Origin of the sequence: Desulfatitalea alkaliphila (genome assembly GCF_022968795.1) — a bacterium.
Taxonomy (GTDB): domain Bacteria; phylum Desulfobacterota; class Desulfobacteria; order Desulfobacterales; family Desulfosarcinaceae; genus Desulfatitalea; species Desulfatitalea alkaliphila.
Map to the genome: position 1 here is coordinate 39,013 of NZ_JALJRB010000009.1, position 17,779 is coordinate 56,791.

Here is a 17,779-nt window from a genome sequence, read left to right on the forward strand (position 1 = left end):
CGCTAGGCCAATTTTTTGAGGGTGTAGTATTGTTGCGCCATCGAAACCAAGTTGCTCACCAACCAATACAATACCAACCCCGATGGAAAATTAATGAAAATAAAGGTGAACACGATCGGCATCAACATCATCATTTTGGCTTGCAGGGGGTCACCGGGAGCGGGCGACATTTTCATTTGAAAAAACATCGAGGCGCCCATAATCAGAGTCAGGACGGGAATCCCGGACGGTTCCTGCATAAAGGGAATGGAAAAGCCGAAGTTGAAAAGCCGATCCGGTGCAGACAGGTCGCTGATCCAGCCGAAGAAGGGCGCATGCCGCAACTCGATGGCCTGGTAGAGCATGCGATAAAGAGCAAAAAAAACAGGTAGCTGGATCACCATGGGCAGGCAGCCGCCCAAAGGATTGATCTTGTAGGTGCGATAGAGCGCCATGGTTTCCTGGTTCATTCTGGCGCGATCATCTTTGTACTTTTCGCGAATCTCCTGCATCAGCGGCTGCAGTTTGCGCATTTCGTTCATGGACTTGTAGCTTTTTTGAGCCAGGGGCCAGAAAAGCAGTCGTGTGATGATGGTCAGAATGATGATGGCGATGCCGTAATTGGGAATGAATTTGTAGATGAAATTCATGAACCAAAGACATGGCTTGGCAATGAAATCCACCCATCCGAAATGAATCACGCGATCAAGGTCGTTGCCCACCGAGCGAAGCACCTTCAGGCTCTTGGGTCCCATGAAAAGACTGGTGCTGAAGCGCTCGCTGGTACCGGGTGCAAAGACCACTGTTGGAAAAACGTAGCTGTTTTCAACGATCTTGTCTCTGTGCTGCACCACCATCCGGGCGTCCACATCGTCCTTTTGAAGCACGCTTTCCATGAAATAGAGGGTTTCGATGGACACCCACCGAATACGGCCTTCCAACGGCGCCTGCTCGTCGATCTTTTTCAGTTTGACTTGTTCGCGTTTGTTGTTGACCAGACCGCTTGGCCCCTGGAAGCCGAATTGGGTTTTCAAGGCATCATCCGGGTGTCGCAATACCAAGGCCACATCCCCGACAAATTGGTGCGGGCTGTTGTTTTGAACCTCGACCGCCATATCCACCAGGTAGCTGTCAGGGTAAAAACGAAAGGTCCTTGCAATGCGCACCCCGTTGCCGGCGTCATGAACCAAACGCACATCCTGCTGGGATCCGGTAAGGACGATTCTGTCCGGGGTTTCGCCGGCATCAAACAGCAGCCCTTCGTCAACAATCGTCGTGGCCCCTTCAATTCGCAGCAGCGCAGTTCCCCCCTGGAGGTTGTCTTCCACCAGCTCCTTGAAATCACCATTGGATTCCATCGATTCCAGGTATTCCTTGAGCACCATGCTGACCACGCTGCCGCCCCTTTCCGATAAGGTCATGCGAAAAAGAGGCGTATCCACAACAATGTTACGCGCCTGCCGTGCAGCGGTTACAGCATCACCGGCCGCCGGCATGACATCGGCACCCACTTGCTCTGGGCCTGAAACGGTTGCTTCGGCCGGCGAAGCAGGAGATCTCGGGCTGCTTGACGTCGGCTGTTCGCTCACGGGCGCGGGAGGCGGCGGTGCAAAAAAAACGCTCCAAAGGAAAAAAACCAAAAAGGAAATGCCGATGGCCATAAGCAGCCGTGTTTGTTCCATGCGTTCAGTCTCCTTGCAATACGACGGGGGCAGTGGTGGTGAAGCACACCTTGAATGGATTGGCGCGGCGGGTCTTGGATCGGGCGGGAGTCATAGGTGGCGGCAAGGCGCGTTTCATGGTGTTGCGATGATTTCCACGCTAGGGAACCGGGTCGTACCCACTGCCGCCCCAGGGGTGGCAACGCAACAGTCGTCGCAAGGCAAGGCCTGACCCTTTAAGAAGTCCGTGGCGCGATAGCGCCTCCAGCGCATATTCGGAACAGGACGGCGCAAAACGACACGCCGGTCCCACCATGGGCGAGATCGCAATTTGGTAAACCCGAATGAAAGCCCGGGCGATGGTCACGCCCGGCCGTTCAATCATTTGAAGCACCCATTTTTCGAAATATTGTTTCAAGAGATGCAAACAGTTCCTGATTGGTACGTTCCGCCGCCCCTTGCTTGGCAATGATATGGATATCCCTTTGTCCGGGGATTCTCCGCCGGTTTTTTCGAAAATATTCCCTGGTGACCCGTTTGATGCGATTTCTGCTGACCGCCTTGCCGACCTTACGACTCACTGTAATGCCGAGCCGGGTTCGATCAGCGGTGCTCTCTTGGTTAACGGCGATGAACGGACCCGTGTGAACCTTCCGCCCTTGTGTTCGCAGCCTTTGGTATTCGCTTCGCTTCAGCAGCCGTTGGGCTTTGACAAATCTTTGGTTCAGATGTCTTTGCAAAACGCTCCCGCTGGTTTGGGTTGCCACCGGTATGCAAAATCGTCCATTCCGGACGGCCCGGCACCAACGAATGCCCGCCTACACCGCCAGGCGTTTCCGCCCCTTGGCGCGACGGCGATTGATCACCATCCGACCGGCCTTGGTGGACATTCGTTTGCGAAACCCGTGGGTACGAACCCTTTTGATCTTGCTTGGCTGATATGTGCGTTTCATTTTCCCGTTCCTTTATTGATGCGGTCCCTGATTGTTATCGGACCCGGTCAGTAAGCCCACTATCCTGTTCATAGGTGTATAACCCGTAAAAATAACCACATGCGGCCTTTCTTGTCAATTACAATTTGGCAACCGAAGGCAAAAGACACACCCTGCATCAAAGATGGGTTTCCAAGACGTCATACTCCTCAAAGTGAAAACGCGGTTCCGGGTAGATGGTGACCTGTCGGCCGAGACTTTTTTCCAGGGAACAGATGATATGGTTTTCCTCCCCGAGCATCTGTTCCGCTATTTGCGGATGGACCTTAAGGATCACCTCACCTTCCGCCATGTCCTGACAGTTGCGCAAAATCTCCCGGTGAATATTGTAACAGATGGTCTGCCCGGACAGCAGATGGCCTTCGCCTTCACAGTAAAAGCAGGGCGAACAAAGCTGACGCATCAACGGTTTGCGGATGCGCTTGCGCGTCATCTGGATCAACCCCATTTCGGACATGGGCAGAATGTGGTTTTTGCTGCGATCCTTGGAAAACCCTTCCGTCAAGGCATTAAACACCTTTTCCTGATTGCTCTTTTTCTCCATGTCGATGAAATCGATGATGATGATGCCACCGATGTCCCGCAGTCGAATTTGATAGGCGATCTCCTTGACCGCCTCCAAGTTGGTTTTCAGGATGGTCTCCTCGAGATTGTGCTTGCCCACATAACGCCCGGTGTTGACGTCGATGGCGGTCAGCGCCTCGGTGTGCTCGATAATGATGTAGCCACCCGACTTGAGCCATATTTTCCGTTTTAACGCCCGGAAAATATCCCCTTCCAGATTGAAATGATCAAAAATCGGTTCGCTGCCCTCGTACAACTCCACGGTCTCTTTCAGATTGGGTATGAAGGTGTCCAGAAAGGCACAGATCTCCTGGCAACCGCGTCGCGAGTCGATGATCAGCTTTTCGGCTTCGTGCACCAATAGATCGCGAACCGCCCGCAAGCTGACATCGAGCTCCTGATGGACCATGCTGGGTGCGGGTGCATCTTCGTATTTACGCTGGATGCCGTCCCATAATTTTTTCAGAAAAGCCATCTCCTGCAGAATCTTGTCGGGTCCGACCCCCTCGGCGGCGGTGCGCACGATATAGCCCAGGGAATCGGTGCGCAGTTCCAACACCATCTCGCGCAAACGGCTCCTTTCGTTTTCGTCCTCGATGCGTCGAGATACCCCGATGTGGTTCGAGGTGGGCATGAGCACCAAAAACCGGCCGGGCAAAGAGATGTAGTTGGTGATGCGCGCCCCTTTTGTACCCATGGGCGATTTGGATACTTGTGCCAGCAGTTCCTGGCCTTCGCTGATCAATTCGGCGATGCGCGGATGGCTTTTCTCCGGTGCCTTGGCAGCCGGCTTGGTTGCCGCCGTTGCGTTGTGATCGTCGGGATATTCGCTTTCACCATTGTCGGCGAAGCGCACCTCCATGGGTTCATGTCCATGGGGCACGATATCGTTCACATACAGGAAGGCGGCCTGGGCAAGGCCGATATCCACGAAGGCCGCTTGCATTCCAGGCAAAACCCTTTGCACCCGTCCTTTATATATATTGCCGGAGCTGTCTGAAGCGCCGCGCCGTTCGATGAACAGTTCCACGATATTGCCCTCTTCCATGAGTGCAACACGGGTTTCATGGGGCATGTCGTTGATGATGATCTTTTTGTTGGCCATATATCTTCGCTTTCCTTCGATAGCGATGGGAATGATTTACAAAGTCAATTACGTGCTTCTGCTGAAGGGCCCATCGACGGTGTTGCGCGCGCAGTCGCCTTGACGGTTCTCAACCGCCCCGCCGCTGCCGCATTCAATTGAAACACGCTCATCAGTACATCGGTGGGACGTATGGTCACCCCTCCGGCCGGTCCGATTTCCATCGTCAAGTGTAAGGGTTCCCTCCAATCCATGGAACGGATGCAAGCCTTCAAATCGACGCGGTGTTCTTTGCCTTTGTGGGTGCGCCGCAGGTAGGGCCATTGCGGGGCCTGGAAAAATTGCTCCAGACGATGCCGCAGTATATCGTTTTGCATCAGTTCCACGGTATATTTTTCAACAACCGGCGCGCTGTCGCGTTTACCGCCGGCGATGATCCGGCCGGCGACGATCCGCATGCCCTCCGGTAACTGGCTGCCCAACCGTTCCAAGATCCGGTTGCTGTCTTGACCCGAACGCACTTTGATCCACATCCGCTCCCCCTCGCTTTCCATTCCCAGGGGCAACGGATCGTCGAAGGAGATGCGCGGCATGGGATGAAATCCGCGCGAGTAGACAAGGTCTGTTCCGGCCCGCCGCAAGGCCCGGGCAAAGATGTGGGCCACCTCCAGATGGCTGAACAGCCTGGCCGGCCCCTTTTTGGTGTAAACCAACGCCAAGGTGATACCGTCATCGGCCGCATCCGGCTTCCCGTCGCTGACGGTCACCGTCGGACATTGGTCAAACAATCGGGGCGCCAGTTCATCGAAATCGCACACCCCGCAACCATGGCAGGTACCTTGGCGGCAATCGTCGATGGTGGTCGCCTGCCGGGCCGCATGCCACTGGTCGCGCAAGAAGGCATCATTCACCCGGCTTTCCATGTGCTCCCACGGTAAAGGCGCATCCAAATGCCTTTCCTTGTGGATGGAGCGGGCAATATCCGGTCCACACGCTTCCAATGCCTCGTACCATAAATCCATATTGAAGGCGTCGCTCCAGCCATCGAACAAGGCCCCTTTTTGCCAGGCCGCTTCGATCACGTCGGCCATGCGGCGATCACCGCGGGCCATCCAGCCTTCCAGCAAACTCATTTCCGGTTGTTGCCACTTGACCTGCACGCCGGGCATGCGGAGCCGATCTTTCAAATAGCCCAAGCGCTCCTTGGCTTGTTGCGCATCCAACTGGGCCGCCCATTGGAACGGTGTGTGGGCTTTGGGAATGAAGGTGGTGAGGCTGACATTGATCCTGCCCTGACGCCGGGCAGGTCCTTTGATCCGTTTCAGGGCCGTCACCAATTCAATGATCCCGTCCAGATCCGCCCGGGTTTCGGTGGGCAGCCCGATCATGAAATAGAGCTTGACCACGGACCACCCCAGGGCGAAAGCCTCCTGAACCGCAGCGACAACGTCCTCTTGTTGAATGTTTTTATTGATCACATTGCGCAGCCGTTGGGTGCCCGCCTCCGGCGCGATGGTGAAACCGGTTTTGCGCACACTGCGAATCTGGGTCATCAAGCCGGGGGTCAATTTGTCCGCCCGCATGGAGGGCAGGGAAACCGCCACCCGTTGTCTTTGACACCGTTGCATCAGGTTTTCCATCAAGGCCGCCAGACAAGTGTAATCCCCCGTGCTCAAGGAGAGCAAGGAAAGATCTTCATACCCGGTGGCGCGCAAAGACGCATCGGTAATGGCCAACAGCCGCTGCGGAGACCGTTCGCGTACCGGGCGATAGATCATGCCGGCTTGACAGAACCGGCAACCGCGACTGCAACCGCGGGATATCTCCAAACGCAATCGGTCGTGGATCGGTCGACCGAAAGGCACGATGGGCTTGTCGGGAAAAGGGGCCTTGTCCAGATCGCACACCACGGCCCGTTTGACCCGCTGATGATCGGAATGGCGGGCCTGCAACCGTTGCAACCCGTCCTCACCATAGCGCGCATCGAAAAAAGAGGGGATGTAGACACCCTCCAGGCGCGCCCATCGATGCAACAGGGTCTGCCGGTCGGCGCCTTCCGCTTGCCACGCCATCCAGACATCAGCCATCTGCGCAAGCACTTCTTCGCCGTCGCCGAAAACCATGGCATCGAAAAAGGGGGCCATGGGCTCCGGGTTGCTCACACAGGGCCCGCCGGCAATCACCAACGGATGCGTTTGGTCCCGCTGGGCGGCGCGCAGCGGGATGCGCGCCAGCGCCAGCATATTGAGTACATTGGTGTAATTGAGTTCGTACAGCAGGCTGAAACCGATGATGTGCAACTTGCCCAGAGGCGTTCGGCTTTCCAGGGTGCACAGCGGCTTGTGCGACTGCCGCAGCTGCTGATCCAGATCCCTGGCAGGCGCGAAAACCCTTTCGACGAAAATATCATTGCGCTGATTGAGCTGGTGATAGAGGATCTGCAGGCCGAAATGGGAAGTGCCGATTTCATATAGATCGGGAAAGGCCAACGCCATGTGCAGCCGCACGCTGCGCGGATCTTTGTAAACCCGATTGATTTCCGTGCCCAGATAACGGCTGGGCTTTTCCACCCGCGCCATGATATCTTGAACAGGCTCGGTTTGCGTGTTAGATTGTTTCGACATGGACCTTTAATCAACTCCAACCATTGGAAAAAATTAATAAAAAAGAACTATGACAGACTTTCCAGGACAAATCAAGGCCAAAACCGTCGCTTGCACGCTGCTGCTGCTCTTTCTGCTCTTTTTGCTGTTGCCGGCGGTTGCCATCGCGAACCGTGAAACCCCGGTGGTGCGTGCCGTGCGCAAAGTCGGACCGGCGGTGGTCAACATCAGTTCACAACAGGAAGCCGCCCGTCCGATGCACCCCTTCGGCGGCAATCCGTTTTTCGACAACTTTTTCCGCGACTTCTTCGAACCCCGCCCCCAACAGCGGGTCAGTCTCGGATCGGGCGTGGTCATCGACGGCCGCCGCGGTTTCATTCTCACCAATGCCCATGTAGTCGAGCGGGCCGCCGACATAAAGGTGGTGTTGCAGGACGAACGGCAGTTCGATGTGACCCTGGTAGGGGTGGATGCCGATTCCGACCTGGCGGTGCTGCGCATTCAATCGGACACCCCCTTGCCGTCGGTGGACCTGGGCAATTCGGACGATATCATGATCGGTGAAACCATCATCGCCATCGGCAACCCTTTCGGCTTCTCCCATACGGTCACCACCGGTGTGGTCAGCGCCGTCAATCGCAGCATCCGCACCGATCAACGGGTTTATCACAATTTCATTCAGACCGATGCCTCCATCAATCCGGGCAACAGCGGCGGGCCCCTGTTGAACATCGAGGGAGAGTTGATCGGCATCAACACCGCCATTTACGCCAAAGCCCAAGGCATCGGTTTCGCCATCCCCATCAACACCGCCCGCCGCATTGTCGCCGATTTGATTGCCCACGGCCACGTGATCCAGGCCTGGATCGGTGTGACGGTGCAGCCGCTGGACAACCGCATGGCCGACTATCTCGACGCCCCCGACCTGCAGGGGGTGGTGGTGGCCCGGGTGGAAGAGGGCAGCCCGGCGGCAGCGGCCGGCTTGGCAGCCGGTGACGTGATCTTGTCCGTCAATCGGCAAAGAACGGCCACCCCCGATGACTACACGGCGGCGGCGCGCGCGCTGCGCGTCGGGCAAACCGCCACGGTGTCCCGTTGGCGCGACGGCCGCACTCAAGAGGTTCGTATGCAAACGGCCGAATATCCCAGGGCCCGCGCGCCCGAACTGATTTGGCGCCGCCTGGGAATTCGGGTGAGCGACATTTCGCCACCACTTCAGCGCCGCTATCACCTGCGTGCCGACAAGGGGGCCGTCATCACCGAAGTGCGCGATGGCGCCTATCTGGCCCGGGTGGGCGCCGCTGCCGGTGACATCATCGTTCGCTTGGAAAACCAAGCAATTGAGACGGTCGAAGATTTCAACACCCTCATGATAAAGAGCCGCCTTAAATCGGCGGTGCTGGTGCAGCTCCTGAAGGACACCCAGATTTACTCCCTCACGGTGCCGCTCAATCCCTGAACAAAGATTTTAAAGGGCCGACCATGAACGATCCGTCCAAGCTTGAACGAAGCCGTATTGTCCACCTGTTGCAGGCCGACCAATCCCCCGGATCGGTGCTGGTCAAGGGATGGGTGCGCACCAAAAGAGATGCCAAAGGCTTCTCATTCATCGAAATCAACGATGGTTCCTGTTTGGCCAACATCCAGGTGGTGGCCGACGAAACCCTGTCCAATTACGCGACCATCCGCAAAATGACCACCGGCTCGGCCCTGAGCCTCAGCGGCCGAATGGTGCCGTCCCGGGGCCAGGGTCAACGCTGGGAAATCAAGGCCGAAAGCGTCACTTTGGTCGGACACGCACCGGAAGCCTACCCGCTGCAAAAGAAACGGCACAGCGATGAATTTTTGCGCACCATCGCCCATCTGCGACCCCGCACCAACAAGTATGGCGCGGCGTTTCGCATCCGTTCCCAACTGGCCTTGGCCATTCACCGTTTTTTCCAGGATCGCGGTTTCCATTACATCCACACCCCCATCCTCACTGCCTCGGACTGCGAAGGGGCCGGCGAAATGTTCCGCGTCACCACCCTGGCTCCCGGAGACGCTGCCGTGGCGAACGATTTTTTCGGGGTCAACGCCTACTTGACGGTTTCCGGTCAACTGGAAGCCGAAATGCTGGCCCTGGCCCTGGGCGATGTTTACACCTTCGGACCCACATTCCGGGCGGAAAACTCCAACACGCGGCGCCATGCCGCCGAATTCTGGATGGTGGAACCGGAAATGGCGTTCTGCGATTTAGCCCAGGACATGGTCCTTGCAGAAGCCCTGCTGCAACACCTGGCCGGCCATGTCATGGATCACTGTGCGGCGGATCTGTCCCTTTTCGCCCGTTTCGTGGACAAGGAATTGATGCACCGCCTCGCCGCTCTGGTGGAAAAACCCTTCTTTCGGGTGCCCTATGCCGATGCCATCGCCATTCTGGAACGCAGCGCCCGGCCCTTCGAGCACCCCGTCGCCCATGGTAATGATTTGCAGGCAGAACACGAACGCTATCTGGTGGAACACCATTTTAAGGGACCGGTCATCGTTTACGACTTTCCCAAGGAAATCAAGCCGTTCTACATGCGGATGAACGACGACGGGTGCACGGTGGCGTCCATGGATGTACTGGTGGCCGGCATCGGTGAGATCATCGGCGGCAGCCAGCGAGAAGAACGCTACGATATGTTACGGCGGCGGATCGAATCCATTCCCCTGGCGCCGGAAAATTACTGGTGGTACATGGAATCGCGGCAATACGGCTCGGTTCCCCACAGTGGTTTCGGCCTGGGGTTTGAACGTTTGGTGATGATGGTCACCGGCATCACCAATATCCGGGACGTTATTCCCTTTCCGCGCACCCCGAAAAACATCGCGTTTTAAACGCCTGGCGGCAAGGGTCGTCCCTGGATGAGCATAAGCTTCCCTTCACCGCCCACCGGATCGGTCAAGAGGCCCTCAGGCAGCGCAGCTTGGCCAAATCTTCGGCGTAACCGTACAGGTGCAGCCCCTTGCTCTCCACGACCATTTCCCCGTCTTTGACGCCGATGGCCTCGGCCATGTACTCTTTCAGGTTCTGAATCCCGGCCAGATTGGCCGGCAATCCGCCCCACAGATCCCAAGAGCGAAAATAGACGAAAAAGTGAAGGGTGTCGTCCTGAATGCGGGTGTCGATGGATCGCAGACAGGGGGGATCCACCAACGTCAGATCGGAAGGATGAGCAACTTGCAGGACCATCTGATTGTTCCGATGGCCGTGTTGCTTGTAGGTGTCGATGATCCATTCGATCTGATTGATGTAAAGTTGCCCCTGCTCTTCAAAGACCACCGTGCCGTCCGGCACACGCAGATCGACGATCTCCGTTTGGCCTTCCTGCCACCAGAGCCGTTTCTGACCATCCAACGGCACGCGGGTCAACCGCTCGCCGTAGGTGTACGATTCGCCCGGTTCCTTCTGCCCGGACATCAAATATTCGATGTAGGAGCGTTGGTAACCCGGTCCGCCGAAAATATAGTCTTCCTCCACCGGATTGGGAATGCCGCAAGCCGGTGGAATGTCAGGCAGCAAGGGGCGGGTGCCGGGAAAGCGCACATGGCCGATGAAATAGTCGTACTCCAGGCGTGTCTGCCCGGCATAAGAACCGCGGTCGATGGTGAATCGACGTCCTTTGTCCAAAATATCGTGAACGGCCTGAAACCAAAGATCAGGCAGATCACGAGCGACTACAGTATGAGGCTGCATGGTCAACGAACCTTATCCGTATCTGTTTGACAATGACAAACCAAATCGGCGACTTTTTCCTATTCCCCGGTTGACATTGAACAGCGTTCATGTCAAAAAAGCGGTGCGCTTGGCCTGTGTGTTCCTGCTGTGCTCCCGTTGCTCTCTTCATTCTGATCGGCGCGCCTTTTGAAGCGGTTTTTCCAAATGTGACCCAAAGCGCACTTTTTTCAAGACCCCCCGGTACATGGCCGCAGGTACCGGGGGGTTTCTTTTTTTCGATCACAACCCCTTTAATCCACCGGGCAGGGGGCCCTATATATCCAAACTGCTCACTTCCAGGGCGTTGTTCTGAATGAACTCCCGCCGCGGCTCCACCTGGTCGCCCATCAGTACTGTGAAAATCTCGTCCGACTCCACGGCATCATCCACCGTGACCTGCAGCAGAACCCGCTTTTCCGGGTGCATGGTGGTTTCCCACAACTGCTCGGGGTTCATCTCACCCAAACCTTTGTAGCGCTGCATGCTGATGCCTTTTTTACCTTCGTCCAGCAGATACCTGAGCAAGCTGCGCAGGTCCTGAATGTTGGCGCGGCTGTTTTCGTCCTCCAGGCCGAGCACGGTGAAGGGCGGATGGTTCATGGCCAAGATTTGACGGCCGGCGTTGAGGCACTTTTGAAAATCGACGGAGTAGATCAGTCCCCGTCCGACTTTGAATTGATGCTCCTTCATGCCGTCACTGGTCGCCTGCACGGACACTTCGAACACATCCCGCTCTTCGTTATAGTACGGACCATCGATGATATAGCCTTTTTCCTGCAACACACGACATAGGTTTTCCATTTGCCCGCGATCTTGCAAAAATTTCTTGTCTTCAACCCCTTGCTCGATCAAAGTTTCGATCAAGGGGAAAGGAATGCCTTGATTTTCCAAGCGATCGGCGGATTCGAAAAATTCATACAAATTGCAGGTGAACAGGTAAAGGTTGTGATCGGCCAACTCGCTGTTGTTTCCTTCACTGCGAATTTTGATCTTTTCACAGATCTTTTTGAGCAGAAAATCGTTGAAGGCCGATTCGTCCTTCAAATATTGTTCGTTTTTGCCCTTGCCAATGCGAAACAGGGGTGGTTGCGCGATGTAGAGATACCCTTTTTCAATTATTTCAGGCATCTGACGGTAGAAAAAGGTCAACAACAAGGTGCGGATGTGGGAGCCGTCCACGTCGGCGTCGGTCATGATGACCACCTTCTTGTACCGTATCTTTTCGACGTCATACTCTTCTTCACCGACGCCGGTGCCCAGGGCAGTGATGATGTTTTTGATCTCTTCGCTGCGCAGAATCTTATCGAAGCGCGCCTTTTCGACATTCAGGATCTTGCCCCGCAACGGCAGAATGGCTTGAAATTTGCGATCACGGGCTTGCTTGGCCGAACCGCCGGCCGAGTCCCCCTCCACGATGAAAATTTCTCTCAAGGCTGGATCCGAACTCTGACACTCAGCCAGTTTGCCCGGCAATGTGGCATCGATGAACGATCCTTTGTTGCGCGCCAAATCACGGGCCCGTTTGGCGGCATCCCGGGCGCGGGCGGCATCCACCGCCTTGGCGACGATCTTTTTGGCCACGCCGGGATTCTCTTCCAGGAAACTGCTCAGTTGCTCGTTGACCAAGGACTCCACCAGGCCTTTGATTTCGCTGTTGCCCAGCTTGGTCTTGGTCTGACCTTCGAATTGGGGCGATTTGAGCCGCACACTGATGATGGCGGTCAGTCCCTCGCGCACATCGTCACCGCTGATCTTGGCCATCATGTTTTTGGGCAGGTTGCCGTTGGTGCAATAGTGATTGAGGGTACGGGTCAGGGCCGCCTTGAAACCGATCAGGTGGAATCCGCCCTCCGCCGTGTTGATGTTGTTGGCAAAGGAGAACATGTTCTCCTTGAAGGTGTCGTTGTATTGAATGGCCACTTCGATCTGGGTGTCGTTGCGCTCCCCTTCGATGAAAATCGGTTCGTGCACCGTGGTGTGACGCCGGTTCAGGTATTCCACGAAGGAGACAATACCGCCTTCGTAGAAGAATTCCTCTTTTTTGTCCGCTCTTTCATCTTCCAAAGTGATGCGGATGCCTTTGTTCAGGAAAGCCAACTCCCGCAATCGCCGCGAAAGAATGTCATAGGTGAATTCGATGGTGTTGAAAATGGTGCGGTCCGGCAAGAAGTCGATTCGGGTGCCCCTTTTCTCAGTCTCACCGACCACCGTCAACTCAGTGATTTTGCGTCCCTGTTCGAAACGCTGTCGGTGGATTTTGCCGCCGGTGAAAATTTGCGCTTCCAGATAGGTGGAAAGGGCATTGACCACCGAAACCCCGACACCATGCAATCCGCCGGAGACTTTGTAATTGTCGTTATTGAATTTTCCGCCCGCGTGCAGCTTGGTCAAAACCACTTCAACGGCCGGCACATTCTCGGTCTTGTGAATCCCAACCGGAATGCCGCGGCCGTCGTCTTCCACGCTGACGCTGTTGTCGCCGTGCACCACCACATGAATATTGCGGCAATAGCCGGCCATGGCTTCGTCAATACTGTTGTCCACCACCTCGTACACCAAGTGGTGCAGTCCGGCCACATCCACATTGCCGATATACATCGAGGGCCGTAAGCGAACGGGCGCCAAACCCTCCAACACATCTATACTACTGGCATCATATATTTTTTCCATGGGTTATACTCTCATCGGCATGATTACGCCTAAATAGGATTTGTCCGTGACGCCTTCCAGCAGGCACGGCTTTTCGTCGTTGAGTATGTTGACGATCAATTTTTCGTCTTCCACACAGTTGAGCGCTTCGATGAAAAAACGGGGATTGAAGCCGGCCTCCATCTTGGGGCCGGTGTAGGCGATGGGCATATCTTCCTTGGATTCGCCGATGTCCGGATTGGTGGCGTTGATCACCAATTGATCGGCGTCGAAGGTGAAAAAGGCGGCCCGGTAACTGTCTGTGCACAAGATGGACATGCGCTTGAGCATGTTATGGAACTTATCTTTGTCCATTTCGATGGCATAGCCCTCCGAACGGAAAATGATGTCGCCGTATTTCGGAAACTGACCCTCGAGCAAACGAATGGCCAATGTTTCCGCCGGTGCCTTGACGATGAAATAGCTGCCCTCGATGGCGACCTGCACATTGCCGCCGGCGCCCAAAAATTTACTCACTTCATGCAGGCCTTTTTTGGGTACGATGACCGCCTCACCGGCCGGCAGCGCTTGATCATCGGCGAAGCGATAGTCGTATTTGGACAGACGACTGCCATCGGTGGAAACCATTCGAAGGCGCTTGGGCGTTTCTTCGGTCAACCTCTCAAACAAGACACCGTTGATGTGGGCCTTTTTGTCTTCCCCGATGCCGCTGATGACGATGGATTTTTCGATCATTTTTTTCAAATCAGCGGAAGGAATGTCGAACATCTCCCCGGCTTCGAAAAAGGGGGTGTTGGGAAAATCGTCCGGGTTCATGCCCATCAAATGGTAGTGCACCTTCTTGTCGCCGATATTGATCCATCGATTTTCGGCTTCCTGGATCATGATGTCGGCGGCGGGAAATTCCCTGACGATCTCGTAAAATTTGCGCGCAGCGATGGCGATGGTGCCGGAGTTTTCCACTTGAGCGGGAAAAGTGCCTTCATAACAGGTTTCCAGATCGGTGGCGGTAATCTGAACCCGATCCTCCGATCCCTGAATGCGAACGCACTCCGTGATGGCCAAGCTGCTGCGTCGTCCGGTTAACCCCTGGACCTTGCCCATCACATCCACAATATCTCTTTTGTTGATTGTAAACTTCATTGCTTCATCCCCAATTATTTATTTTTTAAAACTGTTGTTGTTATTAGGGGGTGTCCATATGTTGAAAAGAGACTGACCGAATTGAAATCGTTTGATAAAATGGTGGTCCTGGTTGTTGATAAGCGTGTCGACAACCGTTTGATAACCACCTGCTTTTCAACGTTTCCGGAAAACCTGTTCATAAAGTCGCTGGTTTTGAACAAGTTACCGACCGCTCGTCGGCTCGATTTCGTGGCGTTCCCGTTCCTCATTCAGCCACCTTTTCATGGCCGGTTGGGTCTGGTTCAACCAGGTGTCGGAAAGGCGCTGCCTGAGGAAAAAGGCGTAGACTTGATCAATGAGCTGAATCGGCTTTTCGTAAAGGTAAATCTTTTCCAGCACAGCTCCTTCCATATCGCTGTCCGCGGTGACCGGGGCGGTCTCGGGCAGCTTGATACCCAAAAACCCCAGGCTTTCCCCTTTGAGAACAAACACCCACTGAAGAGTGCCGCTTTTGTATATCAGCTGCATTTCGGTGATCAAAGCACCCTTGGTCAATGCCAGTACCGCCTCTTCCAGGCCGGCGGCATCCCCTTTGATGGTCAAGGTCTCCTTGCCGTTGCCCGAGCGGTTTTCCAAAACCATGCGATTGCCCACATTCAATTCGATCAATTCCGGATCGCATTTTCGCAGGGCCTCCGGATCGGTCTCCATGGCGAACCATAGCCAGGTCATAAATTCGTTACCTAAGAAACGGTAGCGATTGTACGCAACGGCGATATCCAGCATGGGATCCTTGACTTTCTTATGCCTGGTTTTCGTGGTAGGCCAATTTTTCCAAGATGTCGCGCTGGGCGTGGGACAAGGTGTCTCCCGCCATGGCCAGGGTGTAAGGCATCTGTCGTATCAGGTGCAAACCAAAGGATTTGAAAAAAAGGGTTTCCAACTGTTCGTTGGCCGATTTGAGGCTGGAAAAGAACCACAAATCGCCCGCTTCGTATTGCCACACCACATCATACACATTGGGGGTGGCCGGTATTTTGCGGGTGAGCCGTTGGAGCACCTGATCTTTAATGGCCTTTTTTTCCTCGTTGGACAGAAAATCCCTTTTCAATTCGAGCAACCGTTTGGCCGATTCGGCGGCGACATGTTTTTGCAGCATCTTGGTTGAAACCGTTTTTTTATCGATGCGCAGTCCGAACACCAGGTGAACGCCAAGTACGAAGCGTGCCCCCTCGAAATCGGGATTGAAAGGATTATCGAAAGAGGTCCATCCCACGGTTTGTTCAGATGGTTCGTCGTCGATTTCGGTGATGGCGAACCGTTTGAGTGCGGTGGTGACCGTTTCGATGACCGGCGGTTCCAGTTGACCGTTGACACGGTAACGGGCAAGGGATGTGGTGGCGGAAAGCAGGCCCATGGGTTTTTAAACTACTCCATCGTGTATAACATTAATTATCGAACACCCAAATATAGCGTTTTTTTTAAAAAAAAACAAGCTGTTTATAAGCATTCCCCGCTTGACAGCCAAGCGACTCTTTTATAATTTTATGCTTTGCCATTCCTCAAACAAACGGGTTTCTTATGACATCCCAACAAAACAGGCGTCGCTTGACCTCTATATTGTCTATTGCGCCGCACTTATTGGAAATATTCAAATCTCAAATCGATATTGAAGAAAAACGCACTCAAATTCGCAACTGGCTATACCACCAACTGGCGGACAGTTACGAGCCCAATCAGGACAGTCCCCCATTGGAATATATCCTGCGCCGGGATGCCATCGATGTTTTGCGCAAGATTTTGTCATTCCGAAACGAGCAATTGGCCGGTTACAGCATGCTGGCGTACATGGACGATCTCATCAACGACCAGACGGGCAAACAGACAGCCAAACCCTCAGCGGCCTTTTTTGCCGAACTGGAACATCTGCTCAAGGGAATCGTGGGTAAAAGCGGCGTTTACGACGATAAAACGCCGGCCTACACCAAATACGAGGGCGTAAGAGCCGCACGTCTGCGCTCCGTGGAGCTTTCCCGCATGGCGCGGGCGGCCGCCACCCATATGGAAAAATACACCTGCGGCCTCGACCCGGAGACCATTCGGCGCCGCAGCCGCAACAAATTAAGGATCTTGAAATATTTCAACGCTACGGAGTTGGAGTGGGACCAGTGGCAATGGCATCTGCGCCAAGCCGTCCAGAAAGCCGACACCCTGCGCTCCCTGGTCAAGCTCAGCGACCAAGAGTATGAAGCGCTGCAGCTGGCCAATCGCGAGCACATTCCAGTGGGCATCACGCCCTATTACCTCTCGTTGTTCGATCACGAAGTGGGTGGTTTGCGGGACCGTGCCGTGCGGGCCCAGGTGTTGCCCAGCCTACATTATGTGCGGCGCATGGCCGAGATGAAAGCCCGCGACAGCCAATCCATGGATTTCATGCTGGAAAGGGACACTTCCCCCATCGAGGGGATCACGCGCCGCTACCCCAATGTGGTGATTCTCAAACCGGTGCTCACCTGCCCCCAGATTTGTGTTTATTGCCAACGCAACTGGCAGATCGAGGAGGTCCACTCGCAACAGGCCGCCCTGGCCAAGGACAAATTGGACAAGGCCATTGCATGGATCGCCGACACCCCCGAGATCAACGAAGTGTTGATCACCGGCGGCGACCCGCTACTGCTATCCAACAGTCGCATCGAGTCCATCCTGTCCCGTCTGGCCGCCAATTCCCGGATCATCCGCATCCGTATCGGCACCCGCACGCCGGTGACGCTGCCCCAGCGGATCTCCGAAGCCTTCGTGCGCGGCGTGGCGCGCTACCACGTGCCGGGCAAACGGGAGATCATAGTGGTCACCCATTTCGAACACGTGTATGAGATCACCCCCCAAGCCATGGAAGCGGTGCAGAAATTCCGCCGTTACGGCATGGAGGTGTACAACCAACTGGTGTACACCTACTACAATTCGCGTCGTTTCGAGGCCGCCCTGCTGCGCCAGCAATTGCGCCTGATCGGCGTCACCCCCTACTACACCTTCAACACCAAGGGCAAAGAGGAGACCAAAGATTTTCGGGTGCCCATCACCCGGCTGTTGCAGGAGCAGAAGGAGGAAGCACGCCTGATGCCTGGAACGGTGCGCACCGATGAAATCGTTTTCAATGTACCCGGATTGGGAAAGAACTATTTGCGGGCTTCCCAGCACCGGGACATCATCTCCATCCTGCCCGACGGACGGCGGGTGTACGAATTCCATCCCTGGGAGAAAAAACTGGCCCTGGCCGGCACCTATGTCTATCAGGACGTGCCCATTTACGACTACCTGAAGCGGCTCAAGGCCGACGGCGAAGATCCGGCCGACTACCGCACCATCTGGTACTATTGAAG

General features: G+C 55.1%; 14 protein-coding genes. 3 read left to right on the forward strand and 11 right to left on the reverse strand.

Annotated elements, in window-relative coordinates:
- Nucleotides 1–2: 2 nt before the first annotated feature.
- The 6 genes from yidC to MRX98_RS09940 all read right to left on the reverse strand — a co-directional run bounded on the left by yidC (nucleotide 3) and on the right by MRX98_RS09940 (nucleotide 6,904).
- Entirely contained in the window at nucleotides 3–1,661 is a 1,659-nt protein-coding gene (gene yidC, locus MRX98_RS09915) for a membrane protein insertase YidC (protein ID WP_281432296.1), read from the reverse strand.
- Between the two features lie 139 nt (nucleotides 1,662–1,800).
- Nucleotides 1,801–2,025, reverse strand: a complete 225-nt coding sequence (gene yidD, locus MRX98_RS09920) for a membrane protein insertion efficiency factor YidD (RefSeq protein ID WP_246906611.1) — start codon at nucleotides 2,023–2,025, stop codon at nucleotides 1,801–1,803.
- Nucleotides 2,018–2,380 (reverse strand): ribonuclease P protein component, encoded by a 363-nt coding sequence (gene rnpA, locus MRX98_RS09925; protein WP_246906614.1) that lies wholly within the window; start codon nucleotides 2,378–2,380, stop codon nucleotides 2,018–2,020. The genes yidD and rnpA overlap by 8 nt, the downstream gene beginning before the upstream one ends.
- Before the next feature lie 78 nt (nucleotides 2,381–2,458).
- Complete coding sequence (gene rpmH, locus MRX98_RS09930) at nucleotides 2,459–2,593, reverse strand: 50S ribosomal protein L34 (protein ID WP_246906630.1); 135 nt, start codon at nucleotides 2,591–2,593, stop codon at nucleotides 2,459–2,461.
- 157 nt (nucleotides 2,594–2,750) lie between these two features.
- Nucleotides 2,751–4,301 carry an Rne/Rng family ribonuclease gene (locus MRX98_RS09935; protein ID WP_246906633.1) on the reverse strand — a complete coding sequence of 517 codons (1,551 nt, stop codon included), beginning with the start codon at nucleotides 4,299–4,301 and terminating at the stop codon, nucleotides 2,751–2,753.
- Nucleotides 4,302–4,345: 44 nt separating this feature from the next.
- Nucleotides 4,346–6,904 (reverse strand): TIGR03960 family B12-binding radical SAM protein, encoded by a 2,559-nt coding sequence (locus MRX98_RS09940; RefSeq protein ID WP_246906636.1) that lies wholly within the window; start codon nucleotides 6,902–6,904, stop codon nucleotides 4,346–4,348.
- 49 nt (nucleotides 6,905–6,953) lie between these two features.
- Here MRX98_RS09940 and MRX98_RS09945 point away from each other — a divergent pair, with 49 nt between their 5' ends.
- A complete protein-coding gene (locus tag MRX98_RS09945; RefSeq protein ID WP_246906651.1) occupies nucleotides 6,954–8,342 on the forward strand; it encodes a Do family serine endopeptidase in 1,389 nt (462 codons plus the stop codon).
- 23 nt (nucleotides 8,343–8,365) lie between these two features.
- Entirely contained in the window at nucleotides 8,366–9,745 is a 1,380-nt protein-coding gene (gene asnS, locus MRX98_RS09950; RefSeq protein ID WP_246906653.1) for an asparagine--tRNA ligase, read from the forward strand.
- A gap of 64 nt (nucleotides 9,746–9,809) precedes the next feature.
- Here the strand turns inward: asnS and MRX98_RS09955 are convergent, their stop codons facing one another.
- From MRX98_RS09955 to MRX98_RS09975, 5 genes are all read right to left on the reverse strand, one after another.
- Entirely contained in the window at nucleotides 9,810–10,604 is a 795-nt protein-coding gene (locus MRX98_RS09955; RefSeq protein ID WP_246906655.1) for a thymidylate synthase, read from the reverse strand.
- Between the two features lie 294 nt (nucleotides 10,605–10,898).
- On the reverse strand, nucleotides 10,899–13,295 hold the full coding sequence (gene gyrB / locus MRX98_RS09960) for a DNA topoisomerase (ATP-hydrolyzing) subunit B (protein ID WP_246906657.1): 2,397 nt from the start codon (nucleotides 13,293–13,295) through the stop codon (nucleotides 10,899–10,901).
- A gap of 3 nt (nucleotides 13,296–13,298) precedes the next feature.
- Nucleotides 13,299–14,417, reverse strand: a complete 1,119-nt coding sequence (gene dnaN, locus MRX98_RS09965) for a DNA polymerase III subunit beta (protein ID WP_246906659.1) — start codon at nucleotides 14,415–14,417, stop codon at nucleotides 13,299–13,301.
- A gap of 204 nt (nucleotides 14,418–14,621) precedes the next feature.
- A complete protein-coding gene (locus MRX98_RS09970) occupies nucleotides 14,622–15,185 on the reverse strand; it encodes a hypothetical protein (protein WP_246906661.1) in 564 nt (187 codons plus the stop codon).
- A gap of 16 nt (nucleotides 15,186–15,201) precedes the next feature.
- Nucleotides 15,202–15,816 (reverse strand): recombination-associated protein RdgC, encoded by a 615-nt coding sequence (locus MRX98_RS09975; protein WP_246906663.1) that lies wholly within the window; start codon nucleotides 15,814–15,816, stop codon nucleotides 15,202–15,204.
- Nucleotides 15,817–16,151: 335 nt separating this feature from the next.
- Between MRX98_RS09975 and MRX98_RS09980 the strand changes: the two genes are divergently transcribed.
- A complete protein-coding gene (locus tag MRX98_RS09980) occupies nucleotides 16,152–17,777 on the forward strand; it encodes a KamA family radical SAM protein (protein WP_246906667.1) in 1,626 nt (541 codons plus the stop codon).
- Nucleotides 17,778–17,779 lie beyond the last annotated feature (2 nt).

Coding starts and splice junctions, on each gene's coding strand:
- yidC (WP_281432296.1), bottom strand. CDS start 1,661: ATGGAACAAACACGGCTGCTTATGGCCATCGGCATTTCCTTTTTGGTT.
- yidD (WP_246906611.1), bottom strand. CDS start 2,025: ATGATTGAACGGCCGGGCGTGACCATCGCCCGGGCTTTCATTCGGGTT.
- rpmH (WP_246906630.1), bottom strand. CDS start 2,593: ATGAAACGCACATATCAGCCAAGCAAGATCAAAAGGGTTCGTACCCAC.
- MRX98_RS09935 (WP_246906633.1), bottom strand. CDS start 4,301: ATGGCCAACAAAAAGATCATCATCAACGACATGCCCCATGAAACCCGT.
- MRX98_RS09940 (WP_246906636.1), bottom strand. CDS start 6,904: ATGTCGAAACAATCTAACACGCAAACCGAGCCTGTTCAAGATATCATG.
- MRX98_RS09945 (WP_246906651.1), top strand. CDS start 6,954: ATGACAGACTTTCCAGGACAAATCAAGGCCAAAACCGTCGCTTGCACG.
- asnS (WP_246906653.1), top strand. CDS start 8,366: ATGAACGATCCGTCCAAGCTTGAACGAAGCCGTATTGTCCACCTGTTG.
- MRX98_RS09955 (WP_246906655.1), bottom strand. CDS start 10,604: ATGCAGCCTCATACTGTAGTCGCTCGTGATCTGCCTGATCTTTGGTTT.
- gyrB (WP_246906657.1), bottom strand. CDS start 13,295: ATGGAAAAAATATATGATGCCAGTAGTATAGATGTGTTGGAGGGTTTG.
- dnaN (WP_246906659.1), bottom strand. CDS start 14,417: ATGAAGTTTACAATCAACAAAAGAGATATTGTGGATGTGATGGGCAAG.
- MRX98_RS09970 (WP_246906661.1), bottom strand. CDS start 15,185: ATGCTGGATATCGCCGTTGCGTACAATCGCTACCGTTTCTTAGGTAAC.
- MRX98_RS09975 (WP_246906663.1), bottom strand. CDS start 15,816: ATGGGCCTGCTTTCCGCCACCACATCCCTTGCCCGTTACCGTGTCAAC.